This is a genomic window from Streptomyces sp. ISL-10, assembly GCF_018614575.1.
Classification (GTDB): Bacteria; Actinomycetota; Actinomycetes; order Streptomycetales; family Streptomycetaceae; genus Streptomyces.
Genome location: NZ_JAGGOJ010000039.1, coordinates 1 through 15,696, shown reverse-complemented (window position 1 = coordinate 15,696; position 15,696 = coordinate 1). Strand labels below are relative to the sequence as shown.

The 15,696-nt window shown below is 67.0% G+C and carries 11 protein-coding genes; 4 read left to right on the top strand and 7 right to left on the bottom strand.

The window, feature by feature from the left end; all coding sequences use genetic code 11:
- Positions 1-479 precede the first annotated feature (479 nt).
- On the bottom strand, positions 480-1,577 hold the full coding sequence (locus J7E88_RS32275) for a hypothetical protein (RefSeq protein ID WP_215187013.1): 1,098 nt from the start codon (positions 1,575-1,577) through the stop codon (positions 480-482).
- 318 nt (positions 1,578-1,895) lie between these two features.
- Here J7E88_RS32275 and J7E88_RS32270 point away from each other — a divergent pair, with 318 nt between their 5' ends.
- Positions 1,896-2,198 carry a hypothetical protein gene (locus J7E88_RS32270; RefSeq protein ID WP_215187012.1) on the top strand — a complete coding sequence of 101 codons (303 nt, stop codon included), beginning with the start codon at positions 1,896-1,898 and terminating at the stop codon, positions 2,196-2,198.
- Positions 2,199-3,060: 862 nt separating this feature from the next.
- Here J7E88_RS32270 and J7E88_RS32265 read toward each other — a convergent pair.
- On the bottom strand, positions 3,061-3,540 hold the full coding sequence (locus J7E88_RS32265; protein ID WP_215187011.1) for a hypothetical protein: 480 nt from the start codon (positions 3,538-3,540) through the stop codon (positions 3,061-3,063).
- A 154-nt stretch (positions 3,541-3,694) separates the two neighbouring features.
- On the opposite strand from J7E88_RS32265, the gene J7E88_RS32260 reads away from it, so the two are divergent.
- Complete coding sequence (locus J7E88_RS32260) at positions 3,695-4,561, top strand: hypothetical protein (RefSeq protein WP_215187010.1); 867 nt, start codon at positions 3,695-3,697, stop codon at positions 4,559-4,561.
- Entirely contained in the window at positions 4,558-7,233 is a 2,676-nt protein-coding gene (locus J7E88_RS32255; protein ID WP_215187009.1) for a DEAD/DEAH box helicase, read from the top strand. The genes J7E88_RS32260 and J7E88_RS32255 overlap by 4 nt, the downstream gene beginning before the upstream one ends.
- A gap of 426 nt (positions 7,234-7,659) precedes the next feature.
- Here J7E88_RS32255 and J7E88_RS32250 read toward each other — a convergent pair whose 3' ends face one another.
- Both J7E88_RS32250 and J7E88_RS32245 read right to left on the bottom strand, forming a co-directional pair.
- Positions 7,660-9,900: an NACHT domain-containing NTPase gene (locus J7E88_RS32250; RefSeq protein WP_215187008.1), complete on the bottom strand. Its 2,241-nt coding sequence runs from the start codon at positions 9,898-9,900 to the stop codon at positions 7,660-7,662.
- A gap of 418 nt (positions 9,901-10,318) precedes the next feature.
- Entirely contained in the window at positions 10,319-11,587 is a 1,269-nt protein-coding gene (locus J7E88_RS32245; RefSeq protein WP_215187007.1) for a hypothetical protein, read from the bottom strand.
- Between the two features lie 203 nt (positions 11,588-11,790).
- Here J7E88_RS32245 and J7E88_RS32240 point away from each other — a divergent pair, with 203 nt between their 5' ends.
- Entirely contained in the window at positions 11,791-11,964 is a 174-nt protein-coding gene (locus J7E88_RS32240) for a hypothetical protein (protein WP_215187006.1), read from the top strand.
- A gap of 247 nt (positions 11,965-12,211) precedes the next feature.
- Here J7E88_RS32240 and J7E88_RS32230 read toward each other — a convergent pair whose 3' ends face one another.
- The 3 genes from J7E88_RS32230 to J7E88_RS32220 form a co-directional block, all read right to left on the bottom strand.
- Positions 12,212-13,372: an ATP-dependent DNA ligase gene (locus J7E88_RS32230; RefSeq protein ID WP_308307687.1), complete on the bottom strand. Its 1,161-nt coding sequence runs from the start codon at positions 13,370-13,372 to the stop codon at positions 12,212-12,214.
- A gap of 266 nt (positions 13,373-13,638) precedes the next feature.
- The gene (locus J7E88_RS32225; protein WP_215187004.1) at positions 13,639-13,995 is read right to left on the bottom strand and encodes a hypothetical protein; all 357 of its coding nucleotides are present in this window, start codon (positions 13,993-13,995) and stop codon (positions 13,639-13,641) included.
- Between the two features lie 122 nt (positions 13,996-14,117).
- On the bottom strand, positions 14,118-15,398 hold the full coding sequence (locus J7E88_RS32220) for an IS701 family transposase (RefSeq protein WP_215187003.1): 1,281 nt from the start codon (positions 15,396-15,398) through the stop codon (positions 14,118-14,120).
- Positions 15,399-15,696 lie beyond the last annotated feature (298 nt).

Below are 15,696 nucleotides of genomic sequence, written 5' to 3'. Positions count from 1 at the left end.
GGTACCACATCGCTGCGCGATGTGCAGGCGAACTGCCCCGCTTCGCGGGGCAGTTGCGGGGTGCTGCGCACCCCGCTTGCCCTCGCGGTGCGAGGGCGCTCCCCTTCGCTCCCCTTCGCTGCGCTCCAGGGAGCGGTGAGAGCCGGCCGCTGCGCGGCAGGGGCGATCGGGTCCTGACAGTGTGACTAGTAAGGTGTAGATAGGGGGAGTTGGGGAGCGCAGGGCGCTCCCGGCGGGTCCGCTGCGCTCCCCCGCCTGGCGGCCCTTCCGGCTGCGCCTCCAGAACCGTTGGGGCCCGCTGGCGCGGGCCAGGCTGGCTACGAGGGAGGTGGTCGCTCGTTCGGGTCGGGTTCCGGTGTAGTGGGTGCATCAGGTTGATGCAGCATGTAACGTTGGGAAAAACACAGCACACCCCCAAACCACCCAGTAGGAAGACGGCCACTCCCGTAGAAGCAAGTTAACGACCTGTCACCTCAGAATCACGGGAAAATCTGGTGGTTGGATAGCCTGCGGACCAAGGTGATGATATCGCTGTGGTTGTTTTTCCAGAGAGTGTCTTCTAAGGGTTGCAGCCGTGTGCGAGCACGGAGGGTTCCAACTGCGTGCGCAAGCTTAATCATGTCTCCGGCTGGGCAACTTTCTTTGAGGGCTTGAACCAGTTGAGGGAAGCTAGATGCTCCTCTTTCAGCGCCTGCTGCCATGAGGATCAGGTCAGCTGCTTCTCCTGCACCCTCTGCTCTGAGCGTGTTCACGAGCTTGGCCAACTCTGCCGCTTCTCGCCACTTCCCGGCGCCTTCCAGGATCCCGGCAAGGGTTTTCACTTCTTTCTTCTCTTTGAATTCAAGGAGAATTTTGACTGTTGAGATGGAATCGCGTGCGACTCCGATCTTTTCGATGACGATTTTTGCCGAGAGCTCTTGCTTATTCCGGTGAAACGCTTCGATGATGGTGACTAGATCATCTACGGTGCGGTTTCCAGCTATTGACTCCAAGAGGATGCGGTCATCTCCGAAATGGCCCTCGGTTCGCAGGAAATCTACAATCGGAACAATTTTGTGAGGGTCTCCCCGAAGGCCCAACCCTCGGATCAGCTGTTCGGCATGTGTGTCTTTGCCCTGGGTTCGCAATTCCCTGATGAGTACTTCCCAGGTACGTGGATGAAGACTGTCCAGCAGGCCTTCGACGAGAGGGATGATGTTGCTCTGCGAAAGTTTGTCTGCTATGCGTCGCCCGCTCGCCTGGGAAGGTGAGTCGTTCTCATGTTCAGCGCTGGGGGCCGGGGTTTGTGCCAGCCAAGTGAGCAGCTTCTCTTCGGAAATCGGGCGGGCTATCTCTGGCTGCTGATGTTTTTTTCGTTGTTCTCGATTTTTTCGTTCGGCTTCGCTCCACAGCGCGCGTGCCTCGTGCCGCATTGTCTGCGCTGTTGCCGCATCGGGAGAGCAGATGTCGATTACTGCTTCTACGAAGTCCCAGCGGAGAGCCACGCCGCTGAGCCACTCTGAAACGGTTGAACGAGCTGGCACTTTGGCCAGTCCCTGAAAGTGCTCTGGGGTGAGCTGCCCGATCATGCCGGTCATGCCCAGGCCTGAGTCGTCGAGCCACTGCCTGAGCAAGATCGCTAAGTTGTTGATCTCCTGTGACGGCCCCCGTGTAGGACCCCATCTCCGGCCAGTCTTGCGCCTGTCTGCCACGGCCGCCCCCCTGCTCTCCGACGCGCCGGGAGCGCCTGTCAGAGCCGTTCTCCGGAGTTGTCCGGATGCGATTTGGTGCAGGACATTCCAGCACAGCAGGGTCGTATCAACAGCACTTTCTGCCGAAGGTGCTGGCATCAAGGGGCCCGCCGGCCGGCATCCGAACCCACCCGGCGGGGCCCCGGTACCCCACGAGGAGGCACCGTGAATCAGCGTAAAGGCTCCGAAGGCCCCTGCCGAGAGGATCTGATCGCCTACCTGGGCGCTCTGGCCGCCGGCATCATCCTGGTCGCCCTGGGCGTCAGTCCCACCGCCATCATCACCGTCGCTCTCGGCATGGCTGTCCTGTACGAGAAGTACGGTGCGCGCCCCTATCGCAGCTCGGGACGCGCCCTGACGACCCATCACACTGCTCCAATGCGGAACGATGACGAGCGTTCACCGCAGCACAACGAGCCCGCACAAGATGAAGTAGCCGCCCCCCTGGATAATCCTCGATCCAGCTGATCGGCCATCCCACAAATCGACAAGGTATGCCGGTCAGTTCAAGTGATCGGCATACCCATCGTCACACAAGACAGACGACATCTCCGGACGATTAGCGCTCCTTCCGGATCATGGTTCCCGGCCGTTCTTACCCGCTCGGTCTGACAAGCCAATCATTTCCCAGAATTTCCTACGAAGCTCCGCGATCCGCTCTACGGAGGGTGGTGGTCGCGGCGCGGGCGGGGACGGCGGCATAGGCGGGTAGTAAGTGAGGGCCTCCCTCAGCGTCTTAACGGACTCCACCGGGTCTATCCATGGGTCTTCGTCCGTATCACGATCTACCCAAGCCCGAACTGCGGTTAAGAACGCTTCGCTGCTCACCTGATACCCCTCCGGTCTTGCTCCAAGCCAGCGATCGCCGACTTCGACAACATGCCGAGTCTCCATTCTCTCCGCCTGGTCCTGTGGCAACAACTGACGCCATGACGGCAGTAGTAGACCGCCGGGAGCCATCCTTTTCCCGCAGCGGCCCCGGGGCGTGCAACTACATCCCCCGGGGCCCTGCGCCCCAACCAAGGCCAGGGCCGCACAATCCAGACGCAACGCCCATGCCTTCACTCTGTGATGCACGGTCGCGTTGGTCATGTTCCACTGCATTCACCCGTCGGGCGCTCGGGCATCCAGGTGAAAGCCCGCGTGTACGCGGGACATCCGATGCCCGGCACCCAAACGACATAGCCCTGCGAATCCATCGCGTTGTCGGTCCGTACCGGGAGGGTTCGCGGCGATGGTCTCGAACCCATTCGGCACGTACCGGAGTTAGATCTACGAACTCGGCTCGTCCGAAGCAAGCAGCGCTGGTCCATCTTGGGCGCCGGCTTCATCAGGCTGCACGGGCCGATGCTGCCGACCCGAAAACCTCGTCAAAGTGGTGAGCACGGTGAGTGCTGACGAGGTGATAGGCACCGCTGCGATGGCGCAGTGCGTGGACGGTGTAGTGGAGCACCTCGACTGGCGTGAGGACCTTCATGTCGCCGAGGACGTAGTAGAGCGGGGTGGGGGCGTGGGTGGCGGTGAAGAGCAGGCCGGCGTTGACCGTGTCGGCACTGATCGCGTAGCGGTCGGTGTGGGTGCTGGGCATGCGGTCCTTGGCGTCGATGGTGACGAAGTCGGGGCCGCGGGCTGCGATGAAGTCGGGGAACTGCCGCAGGACGGAGCGAGTTTGGCGCAGGGCCTCCTGGACGGCGGACGGGTAGGTTCCCTGGCCGCAGGGATGTACGGTCCAGCCGCGTGCCTTGAGGGCCTCGGCGACGCGTTGTTCATGTTGGTCGCCTACTGCCTTGCGTTCCTGCCATCGCGTCACTATGGCTCCTCTTTCTCGCAGTTACGTATGCGTCATACGAAGCGATCGCGTTTCGTGCTATCAGAGTAGGGATAGGATGCCCGGCATGGCGACATACGTTGACCCACGGTTTCGTCCCACTCTCTGGCCTGGAACCCCCGTTCCCGTTCCGGGAATGACGCCCATGCCCGGTGCGCGGGCCGACGGCGAGTGGATCGTCTGGGACATGGGTGCCCCTCTCGCCCCTCAGACGGAGACCGCCTATCTGCCTGAGGACTTCTACATGCGCGAGCTATTGGAAGCCGATCCCGGTGATCTCCACACCGTGGCGAGCTGGATGCGCGCCTACGGGCGCCTCGGCGGGAGCCTCGAGTGGGGGAGCTGGGACAGCGAAGAACTTGACCGGCTCCGAGAGTTCGAAGAACGCGAGCATCCACAGTTCGGCCCGTGGTCCCTCCACGGTGATCTGGTCAGACTCCACATCTGCGAAGCGCAGCGGGCCGTCGCCACCTGGCTGTCCTGCCGCCGCGAAGGGGCACTCGACGCGCTCGTCGAAACCGAAGTCTCCGAAGAACACCTGGCGCAGGCCCAGGCAGAGAACAGCCACCGGGACGACGTATACCCGCGCGACCTCGACGACCTGCGCGACATCACGCTGGCCGTGCGGCTGGCTCAGCTGCGATGGACCCTGGGCGGCGCCCTCGCACCGTTCAGCGTCGGCCTCGGCAGCCTCACCGACCGATGCCCCTCCATCCTCTCCGTCGCCTTCCTTCAGCTGTACAACCACATGGCAGAGGAGGCCACGGTCCGGGAGTGCGCAAGCGAGACCTGCCGCCGCTCCTTCGTCCGCCAGCGCGGCCGGGCCGAGTACGGGCAGAACCGCACCAGTGGCATCAAGTACTGCACCCGCGAATGCGCACGCGCCCAAGCTCAACGCGAACTCCGACGCCGTCGCAGACAGCAGGCACCAGCAGCAACAGCCCCAGCTCCACATCCGCATGGCACCAAAGCGGCCGACCACCCGGGGATGGCGAGCGAATGATCCGTCTTCGAGAACACCAAGTGGAAGCAAACACCCGCATCCGTAGGTGGGTCGGGTTCCCTACAAGGTCATCTGTGCCGGCCGGAGGCGCCCGGGCCACAGTCGTATCCGCCACCGGATCCGGGAAGACGATCACCGCCGCTGCGGCCGCGCTGGAGTGCTTCCGGGGCGGCCGGATCTTGGCGATGATGCCGACCCTCGATCTCCTCGTGCAGACGGCCCAGGCGTGGCGCCGGGTCGGCCACACCGCACCCATGGTCGCCGTCTGCTCGCTGGAGAACGACCCGGTACTGAACGAACTCGGGGTGCGCACCACCACCAACCCGATCCAGCTCGCCCTGTGGGCCGGGCACGGGCCGGTCATCGTGTTCGCCACATACGCCTCCCTGGTGGACCGCGAGAACTTCGACGACCCGATGGGCCAGGGACACGTTCGCGGGCCGCTGGAGACCGCTCTGGCAGGCGGGGACCGGCTCTACGGACAGCAGATGGCAGGCTTCGACCTCGCCATCGTGGACGAAGCCCACTCAACCGCCGGTGATCTTGGGAGGCCGTGGGCCGCGATCCACGACAACGCCCGCATCCCCGCCGACTTTAGGCTCTACCTCACCGCCACCCCGCGCATCCTCGCCTCACCCCGGCCGCAAAAAGGCGCGGACGGCCAGGAGCTGGAGATCGCGTCGATGGCCGACGACCCGGACGGCACGTACGGGCCGTGGATCGCCGAACTCGGGCTGAGCGAGGCGATCGAGCGCGGAATCCTCGCCGGATTTGAGATCGACGTACTCGAGATCCACGACCCCTCCCCCGGCCTCGGGGAATCAGAGGAGGCGCAGCGCGGCCGGCGCCTCGCGCTCCTGCAGACGGCGCTCCTGGAACACGCCGCCGCGCACAACCTGCGCACCGTCATGACCTTCCACCAGAAGGTGGAAGAGGCCGCCGCGTTCGCGGAGAAGATGCCGGAGACGGCCGCGGAGCTGTACGTCAACGACACCACCGACGACGACCTGGCAGCCGCGGACCGGCTCCCCGCCTCGTCGATCGACGCCGAGTTCTACGAGCTCGAGGCCGGCCGCCACGTACCCCCGGACCGCATCTGGTCCGCGTGGCTGTGCGGCGACCACCCCGTCACCGAACGGCGCGAGGCACTGCGCCAGTTCGCCAATGGGATCGACGCGGCCGGGCGCCGGGTGCACCGGGCGTTCCTCGCAAGCTGCCGCGTGCTCGGGGAAGGCGTCGACATCACCGGCGAACGGGGAGTCGAAGCCATCTGCTTCGCCGACACCCGCGGCTCCCAGATCGAGATCGTGCAGAACATCGGCCGGGCGCTCCGCCTCAACAAGGACGGCACCACAAAGATCGCCCGCATCATCGTGCCGGTCTTCCTGGAGCCCGGCGAGGACCCGACCGACATGATCGCCTCCGCCAGCTTCAAGCCGCTCGTGGCCGTGCTCCAGGGCCTGCGCAGCCACGATGAACGACTCGTCGAACAGCTCGCCTCCCGCGCCCTCAGCCATGGCAAGCGCAAGGTGCAGGTTCAGCGCGATGAGGAAGGTCGGATCGTCGGCGCCGACGGCGAGGGCGAGGGCGACGGCGAGGACCAGGAGCACGCCGACACCCAGGCCGCCGCCGAATCGGCCCTCCTCCACTTCTCCACTCCCCGGGACGCGGCGACGATCGCCGCGTTCCTGCGCACCCGGGTCTACCGGCCCGAGTCCCTGGTATGGCTGGAGGGCTACCAAGCCCTCATCCGCTGGCGGACCGAGAACGAGATCACCGGCGTCTACGCCGTGCCCTACGACGTCGAGGTCGAAGTCGGGGCGACGAAGGATTTTCCGCTTGGCCGATGGGTCCACCAGCAGCGGAAGGCGCTGCGGGCCGGGGAGCTGGAGGACCGGCGCAAGACCCTGCTCGACTTGCCGGAAGCTGGAATGGTCTGGGAACCCGGCGAAGAAGCCTGGGAGAACAAACTCGCCGCGCTCCGGTCCCACCGGCGGGCCACCGGGCACCTCGCCCCGCGCCAGGACCAGGTGTGGGGCGAAGGCGAGGCAATGGTGCCCATCGGGCAGCACATCGCCAACCTCCGCCGCAAAGGCGCAAAGAACGGCCTGGGCAAAGACCCGCAGCGGGCCGCCCTACGGGCGGCGCAGCTGACCGCGATCGACCCCGACTGGAACTGCCCATGGCCCCTGAACTGGCAGCGGCACTACCGCATCCTCGCCGACCTCGCCGAAGCCGACGGCCACCTGCCAGCCATCGCACCCGGAGTGCTGTTCGAGGGCGACGACCTCGGCAAGTGGCTGGAACGGCAGAAGAATCCGGCCACCTGGAAGCAGCTATCCACCGAGCAGCAGGAGCGACTGTCCCGGCTGGGCGTGGCGCCCGTCGAACGGCCCGCTGCGATCCGGGCGGCCACGCGCGCGACGAAGGGCCCGAGCAAGACGCAACAGGCCTTCCAGCGCGGCCTTGCAGCCCTCACACAGTGGATCGAACGGGAAGGCGCGGGCCGGCCCGTACCACGCGGCCACGCTGAGGAGATCGCGGTCGACGGCGAGACGGAACCGGTGATCGTGAAGCTGGGCGTATGGGTCACCAACGCCCGTGCGAGGCGCGACAAGCTCACCCAAGACCAGCGGGGAGCGCTCGCTGAGCTGGGCGTCGAATGGGCGTAGAACCGGATGTCGAGGGGCCAGCTGGCACTGCGCGTGGCTGGCCTCTTCGTCAAGCCCTGGTAGTCGGTGCTGACTCGATCAGCGCCAGAAGCCCCTCAAGTGCTCCCAGGACAGGGGCACCAAGGAAGGCCGTGGACGGTGTTTGCCCAGGTCAGGGTGCAACGCTTAGGCGTGTTGCAGTGCCCGTGTTGCAGTACCAGGCATGCGCGTTGCAGCCGGCTGAACCCGACGCACTGGTTCAGTCGGTGCTGACTCTCACTCCAGTGACCTGCTCATTCTCAGGAGTAGGAACCGACGTCTCGCACACCGTGCCCTGAAGACAAGCACGTCAGCTCCGCAGGGCGCCGACATCGGCACGAGACGACGCTAAGGCAACCAGGCGAGAGTCGCAGCTAGCTTTCTGGGACGGCGCGCGGGTACGTGGGCTCAGTCGCCGGCTCGCGCTTGCTCCGCCAGACGCTCCTGAAGGCGGGCATGCCGGAACTGGTACACCCCGCCTGTCTGTCGCAGGATCCCGCGGCGGTGCGCGTCCACCAGGAATCCCAGGAGTCGCCGTGGCTGGCGTCCGCACACCGTGAGCCATCCGCGGCCCAGCAAGAAAACCCCCCATGCCCGTGACGACAGCACGGTGAATCCCACGGCGAGGCCGAACAGAAGACCCACGGCCAGGCCGAATGCCACCGAGTCCGTCGGGGGGAAGGCGAGACCCGCGGCAACCGCGCCGGCCGGGCTGTACGCGCATGCTCCCAGGCGCCCGTAGGCGACTCCACCGACGACCGCTCCGGCGACCGCTCCCGCCAGACCGAATTCGACCCCCATGCGGAGCCCCAGGGGAAGGTCCAGCATAGGTCCGCCCGAGACCTCCTCGGTGAAGATGATCGCCGCGGCGTAGGTTATTCCGAGCGAGAACGCGAAGGACGCGCATTGAGCGAGTGCGGAGGTCCTGTCCCGCCGGAAGACAACCAGGGGCGTGGAAGCGTTGGCCACATTGGCCGGGACGTCCAGCCACACGTGCAGCCCCACCGCGAGACCGAAGGCGAGGCCCAGCCCGAGGACGATGGGCCCGGGGAAGTCGAACGCTGTTCCCAGGGCGAGTCCGGTGACCACGCCGACCGGGAATCGGAGGAGGAAGGGTCGCGCGGTTCCCCGGAATCGCGCCTCGAGACGGGACGGTTCTGGTTCCGAGTCCAGCGCACAGCAGGTCCCGGCGGCGAGCGCGAAGAACAGTCCGTAGGCGAACCCGATGGCCGGGTCGGCCGCGATGCCCCCGACGAGGCCGAACAGAACTCCCGATACGAGCCCGGCCGCAAGCCCGCGCACCGCGCGCGGCACGCCATGGATGTACTGCCACCACGCGACGTCACGCGTACCGAGCCGGCTCAGGTGACAGGCAAGGAAGGTGAGCCACACCTGGGCTTGTTCCGGACGGTAGCGGCCCGTTCGCGCGGATCCGAGCGGCGCGGTGCCGGTGGACGCGTGCGGGAAATACGAAGCAGGGACGAAGGAGTTGAGCAGGTGCTTCTCGAGCACTGAGGTGTCGGCGAATCTGATGTCGATGAGTTCGAGGGGGTCGGCGGGGGTGTCGCTGTAGGCGACTCTGGCCATGGACGACATCAGCGGTGTGGAAAGCACCTCGATGAGCGCCTGCGCGACGGCGTCGGTGCCGCTTTCTCGCAAGTAGGCAAGGACCGGCGTCCACTTGGTGGTGAGCGCGCCATGTGCTTCGCCGTTCGTGCGCCGCGTGGTGAAGGGCAGGAAACTGACCAGCTCGTCCAGGCTCAGGGGTTGCAGCTCGATGACCGCAGCCGCGGTGAAGACGTCGGCGGATTCGATGGTGTGCCGATACTCGTCCGTACGACTGGTCAGGATCACCGGCGCTTCCAGGTCGAGCGTCGCGTTGAGGTGCCGGATGGCATCCGAACGAGAGGACTCGGGCATCTCGTCCAGGCCGTCGAGGACGGGGAGGACATGGTCCATCAATTCCGCGGCCCAGGTGGCCCCGGATGGCGCCGTGGCGCTCAGCGCGGGGAAGTCCTTCGCGATGTGCTCGGACATCCAGAATCGAAGGCTCTGCTCTCCCGGGCGCCATGAGGCCAGGGAGAACAGGACCGGCACACGGTCCCCGGGCCGGCGGGCCTCGAGGAACTGGAGGACGAGACGCAAGGTGAGCACCGTCTTGCCCGCGCCGGGCTTGCCGAGGACGACCAGTCTCCTGGAAGGGATCCGGTGGAATGTCTCCAGGACATCGGCGAGTTCACCCGCCACGTCCAATGGTGCGGTGTTGCCCGACTGCCTGCGGATGTTCGCCCAGTGGTCGGTGATCAGCGGATCGGCCCTCGTCCAGCGAACCGGCAGGGGGAAGGGGTCTTGCAGCCGGCGAAACCTCTCCTCCGCGCGCCACTGCTCCCGTACTGCTACCGCCAGGTCTTCCGTCGCCCGGCGCAGGCGCTCGGAGAATTCGGGGGTGGGTGCTGGGGGCTCGGCAGAGAGGAAGTTCGCGAGGAGTCCCAGGAGGCCGACGAACAAGGCGAGAGCGCTGGCCCACTTGTCGATCTTGTCCAGTTCCCCGAGGACGACGAAGAACGCGGCCACGGCCAGAACGGCGGAGATCCAGACGGCCTTGACCCAGCGTGGTCTCCGCCACCAACTCATGGGCCGCTCCGTCATGCCGACATTTCACCTTTGCCCACAAGCCTCCATCACGCCATCGGTTGATGCTGCACGGAGACCGGAACTGACCACTTTTGTCGGATGTGGACAGGGTGTTCCCCACCCGGACCGCGGCACACGCAAGGTCGATCACCAGGTCGGGAACGCCCCGAAAGCCGACATGGCCACGGCTGTCAGAGCACCGCGTCGATCACCTCCCGGGCGGGCGCGCTCGCCTTCGGTCGCGCCGCCCTCCATGGAGCCCTGGAAGTCGTAGCTGGAGTGCTCGCCGCCGATTAGTAGCCGACATCTCGCACACCGTGCCCTGAAGAGAAGCACGTCAGTTGGGGGAGGAGCCCTGGGCCACGGATATGGGGAGCTTATCCGGAGTCCACGCCGTGCGGCCCCACGCTGGGCGACCGGCCGCCGAGTAGGGCTATCCCCGCCGTTCAGCGTGCAGGTCGGCCAGCTTGTTGAGGTCGATGCGTAGCTGGGCCACGGAGTGGCGGTAGGCGGTCACGGTGTCCATGGTCAGCTCGTACTCGGGCGGATTGGCCAGGGCTGCGTGGGGGTCTCCTATACCAGTAGGTCCGTATCCCCTGTCGTAGTCCTGCAGTGCCTCAATGGATTCGCCAATGACCAGCCATCGTGAGTCGCCGGTGGAGCGGTGCAGCCAGTCCGTGGTGCGCTGGGGAGCTCGGACATGGAATGGCACCTGCAGGCGGCGGCGAATGGTCTTGAGGTCCTTCTTGAACCCTTCCCAGGCTGTACGCAGCACAGCGATGCGGTCGCTCTGCGGGGCGAGGGGTATGTCGTCGTAATACGAAGGCCAATGCCCGGTGTAGGGCAGCTCAGCCTCGGGCCGCCATCGCTCGACCGGGGCAGGCTGCCAATCCGGCATGGGCACGCTAGCCGGGACGGCAGACGGCTGACCCGCTTCGGCCTGCGTCACCGCCACGTCGCTGAAGGTGGTGACGGAGGAGACGGGTACGGCCTCGGCCGTCTTTCCCGCCCCGGGAACGGTGTCCGACTGCTCGTCCAGTAGGCGTTGCACCTGGCGCTGTAGGACGTGGAGCTCACGCTGCAGGGCCTTGACGCGTTCCTGCTCGCCGGCCAGGTCGCGTTCCAGCGTCCGGCTGTAGGCGGCGGCATGCTCCAGCTGATCCTGTTGGCCAGCGGCCTGGTCCGCCAGCCGATCCCGGTCCGCTTCAGCAGCCTCTGCCCGCGTCAGGGCCTCCGAGAGCGCAGCCTCCACAGTCGTCAGCCGCGCGGCGAGCCCGGCAGCCTCCTCCCGGGCCGCCGTCAGGGACTGCGTCTCCAGCTCGCGGGCGGCCAGCTCCTCGCGCGCCTGGCCCAGCTCCTCGCGCAGCCTGTTCACCTCGGCTTTGAGCTGGTCGGTCAGCTCCTGCCAGTACAGCACCTGGGTGGCCGCCCCGTTGCTGGCCCGCTGGGCTTGCTTCCGCAGCTCCGTGAGCTGGGCGAACTGTTCCTCGGACAGCGCCACTCCACAGCCGCGCACGAATCCGGCGAACGCGTCGAGGAACGTCTGCGGGGCGATCCGCCGCCCTGAAAGGTACCGGGAGACCGCGGCCTGACTGCTGTACACCGCCTTGACGAGACTCGCCTGCGTCTGGCCGGTTTCGGCTAAGAGACGCGCCAGCTCGGCACCGTAGCGCCTGGCTTGCGTACTCACTTCATCAGGCATCGGCGCCTCCCCCACGAGGCCGCCCACCCCATGCGTGTCGGGGAAAGCGGCTAGGGAGATTGTTGCCTACCTTCGCCTGTCGACGGAGCAGGTCCGGGTCAGCCGCTTGCCAATTCACCGGGAAACCCCATCCCACTCCTGAATGATTCCTTGCTCACCCAAGCTGGCCGTCATCCGCAGTTCCCACCTGACCGGAGGACGCCATGCCCCACCAGCGCCGTGAAACGGAAACCACCGCCCGCCCGAAGCCTCCAGCCTTCTTCGAACTGCGCATCGGCAGCTTCCACGTGACCATCCAACAAGCCCCCTACCGGCTGCTCGCACTCACCACCGCAGTGCTCGGCTTCCTCGGCGGCACCACATGGTTCCCCCACTGAACGCGCAGGCTCTCCCTACGGCCGGGGGTCGCGCGCGAGACCACTGGCCCCTGTAACGCGAGGAGCTCGACCTGACGGGGGGCGGAGGTGTCCGCCGGGGTGCGGGGGCGGGCACGGCGGCTTCCGGAGAGAGGTCGAGCCGCTTGTCCATGTCGAGCCGGAAGTACCGTACGGGTTGATGTTGGACCAGAACAGCGCAGTCAGCCCGCGCCGGTCCTCGCCGGTCAGCTTCTTCGCCCACTTCGGCTCAGCCAGGACCTGCTGGAGCAGCAGCGTGATGCTGCCGATGTTCCTCAGCCGGGCGCCCGGCAGCGGCACGGACGTGTGGGCCGGGAGCCTGGCGAACACCGTGCCTGCTACCCTCTGGGCCGCCTGACCCGCTGCCAAGCCGTTCGCCGGTCAACCGGCGGCGGGTCTCATGCCTTCGCCGAACGGCGGCACGTCGTCTGTGGTGACGTCCAGGCGCAGTGCGCACATACCGCAGAGGGTGGCGGCAGGCGCCGCGGTCGACGGCGGTGTCGGCGCTGACCTCCGCGACGAGGGCGGGGACGACCAGGGTCGGGTCGAGGATCTCGCGGCTGCCCCACGTGACCCTGAACCGCACGCCGGTCCACGGATGTCCGGGGCCGTAGGCAGTGAGGTGGTCGGCGAGCTGCCGGGCGGCGTCGGGCCGCAGCGGCGTCGTGCGGCCCACCGGACGCAGCCGGTGGTCGGCGTCATAGCGTCCGAGGACGAGCAGTTGCGGCTGGGCCAGGCTGCCGGTGACGGCGCCGATGACGGCCTCGGTCGTCTCGCGGCGGCGGACCTTGAACCAGGCCCGGGCGCCCGGCACATACCGTTGCCGAAGGCCCTTGATGACGACGCCCTCCACACCAGGGACTCGGGTCCAGGAGGTCAGCCACTCCTGTGCGAGGGCCGGGTCGGTCGTCATCGGGCACAGCGTCCATGGCGGCGTCAGAGCGTGCTCCCGGAAGAGGTTCTCCAGGACGGCGCGGCGCCGTTCGTACGGCTCGGTGAGCAGCTCGCGGCTGTCGGCCTGGAGGACGTCGAAGGCGATGAAGTGCGCCGGCATCTTGGCGGCCAGGTCGTCGACAGTGCGTATGCCCGACACCGCACGGCGTTGCAGCGCCTCGAAGGACAACCGGTCCCCCGACCACACCACCAGTTCGCCGTCGAGGACCAGGCCGTCCGGCAACTGCCGTGCCGCGGCGACCAGGTCAGGGAAGTGCCGCTGGATCAGGCTGCCGCGTCGCGACTGCAGCAGCACCGCACCGCCCGCACGGTTCGGGTTGAACAACAGAGCGCGGTAGCCGTCGAACTTGGCCTCGAACGCCAGCCCACCGGGCAGCACGCCCGGCACCGACTCCCGGGCCTGGGCCAGCATCGGCTCCACCGGAGGACGCAGCACCGTCGATCCGCTCTCGATCAGACGACCGGCGTGTCTAGCCCCGGATGCCCCGAGGATCTCCGCCGTACGTGTACTCGCTCGCTCATGTCCTGTCTACGACTGCGCCCACCGGCCCGCGACCCGAGCACCGAAGCTCACCGCCGACAAGCTCCAGCAGCTCAGTGCTGGGCATCGATGGTGCCTATCGTTCGGCAGCGCGGGCGCGCAGGCGGGCCATGACTCCGTTGGCCGGCCCCGCCTCCTCACTGCGGCGTTCGGATTCGAGCTCACGACGCGCATGCTCGCACCGCGGGCACAGCCCGCCGCGCTCGGGCCGGTAGCCGTCCTTGCCCGCCATCCCGGTGTCGACGCCCGTGCCGCATGACGGGGCACGACCAGGGCCAGGCCGCGGCAACCCGTTCACGGCGCTGCTGGACCTCGAGCGCCCGTGCCCCTTCGCGTTCCGCACGGCGCTGTTCCTCACGGGCCTCGTGGTCGGCCTCCGTGCGGGTGTTGGTCAGCGCGTCGGTCAGGGGCTGCCACTCGGAGCGGCCGAAGCGCCACCAGATCGGCCCGTGCGGGCCCTTGGCGCGCAGGTGGTCGAGGTGGGTGGCAACAACGGGACGGTGTCGGTGTAGTCCCACCAGCCGTCCGGCTCCTCCCCGTCGACTAATAGGACTCCGTTAGGTTTGTCTTGATCTCGATGTCGTGTGTGGCCTGCTGGGCAGGGGCTGTTGGCAGGTGGTGCAGATGCCGGTCCAGCACCTCAGGACGTTCTGGAGGGCGTCGAGGGTCTGGTAGAGAGTGAGTCCGGTGTGGGTGCTTTTGGGGCCAGCCGTTGTTCGGTGAGAAATGCGTGGGCGGCGGTTACGAGGGTGACGTGGTGGTGCCAGCCGGGCCAGGACCGGCCTTCGAAGTGGTCCAGGCCCAGGCCGTGCTTGAGTTCGCGGTAGTCGTGCTCGATGCGCCAGCGGACCTTGGCCAGGCGGACCAGCTCGGCGAGCGGGGTGTCGGCCGGCAGGCTGGACAGCCAGTATTCGGTGGGCGCCTCGGCGTCCTCAGGCCATTCGATCAGCAGCCAGCAGTCGGGCAGGATGCCGTCCCACCAGCCCTGTTCGGCCGAGGCGGCGGCCCGGATTGGACGCTCGACGGCCTTGCCGGCCGGGCGAACACGTACAGCGGTGAAGCGGGAGCGTAACGCGCCGCGTAAGCCCTGCCGCCAGGTGAGGGAAGTGAACGCTTCCGGTCCGAGACCGGCGGCCAGGGCCGCCACCGACGGTGCCCGGTGGCGGTAGCGGGGCTGGGGCCAGCAGCCGACGGAGCCGTTGCGGTCCGGAGCCACAGGCTGGACGTCGAACGGGTGGGCACTCACGTCCGAGCGGACGGCCAGCACGTAGTCGATCCCCCGGTCCGCCAGGCCGGCCCGCAGGTAGGCATTGGTGCCGTAGGCGGCATCGGCCACCACGACCGGCGGCCTCATGCCCGAGCCGGCCAGCTCATCGAGCATGTCCAGCGCCAGCCGCCACTTCTCGCGGTGCCCGGCCTCGAGCGGAACGCGGGCAAGGGCCCGGCGTTCGGCGTCCGCAGCCCACTCCTTGGGCAGGAACAGCCGCCACTGCAGCGGGCAGGAAGCGGTGTCACTGGCGGCGTGGACGCTGACCGCGACCTGGCAGTTGGCGCGTTTGCCCAGGGCCCCGCAGTACTGCGGAGCCACAGCGACCGACATTCTTCCGTCCTTGGGCACCGACACATCGTCAATCACCCAGGCCGCCGGGGCGATGAGCGGCAACATGCGTTCGCAGATCCGCCGCTGCACCGGCACCGGGTCCCAGGTGGACTGATTCACGAACTGCTGCAGGTTCTGCTCGTTGCCGTCCGGCAGCCTCGAGGCCATGGCCTGGATCGACTTGCGGCGGCCGTCCAGCATCAGTCCCCGCAGGTAGCAGTCGCCCTTGGCACGCTGGTCCTTACGCGGCACCGAGGCGAACACATCAGCCACGTACAACGCCAACTTCGCCCGGACACAGTTCACTTCATGTGCGTCCATTCACCCAACATGCCCACGAACAGCCCGAACTCATAGACCTAACGGAGTCCTATTACTCAATCCTCATGAAATGATCATGCGCCGCCTGCCTCGCAGGTGATCCACATCGAACGCACGATTAAGACATCGTTTCTTATGGCGTGATCGTTCGTTGAACCGTGCATGACGGATCTGGTTGAGCGGTTGGTGCCGGACGAGTTGTGGGTGTTGTTCCGGCGGGTGGTGCCGCCGACGGAGGTGAAGCGTCCGCAGGGCGGCGGTCTGTCCGTTATACACATCTCCTAGCCCACGAACCCCC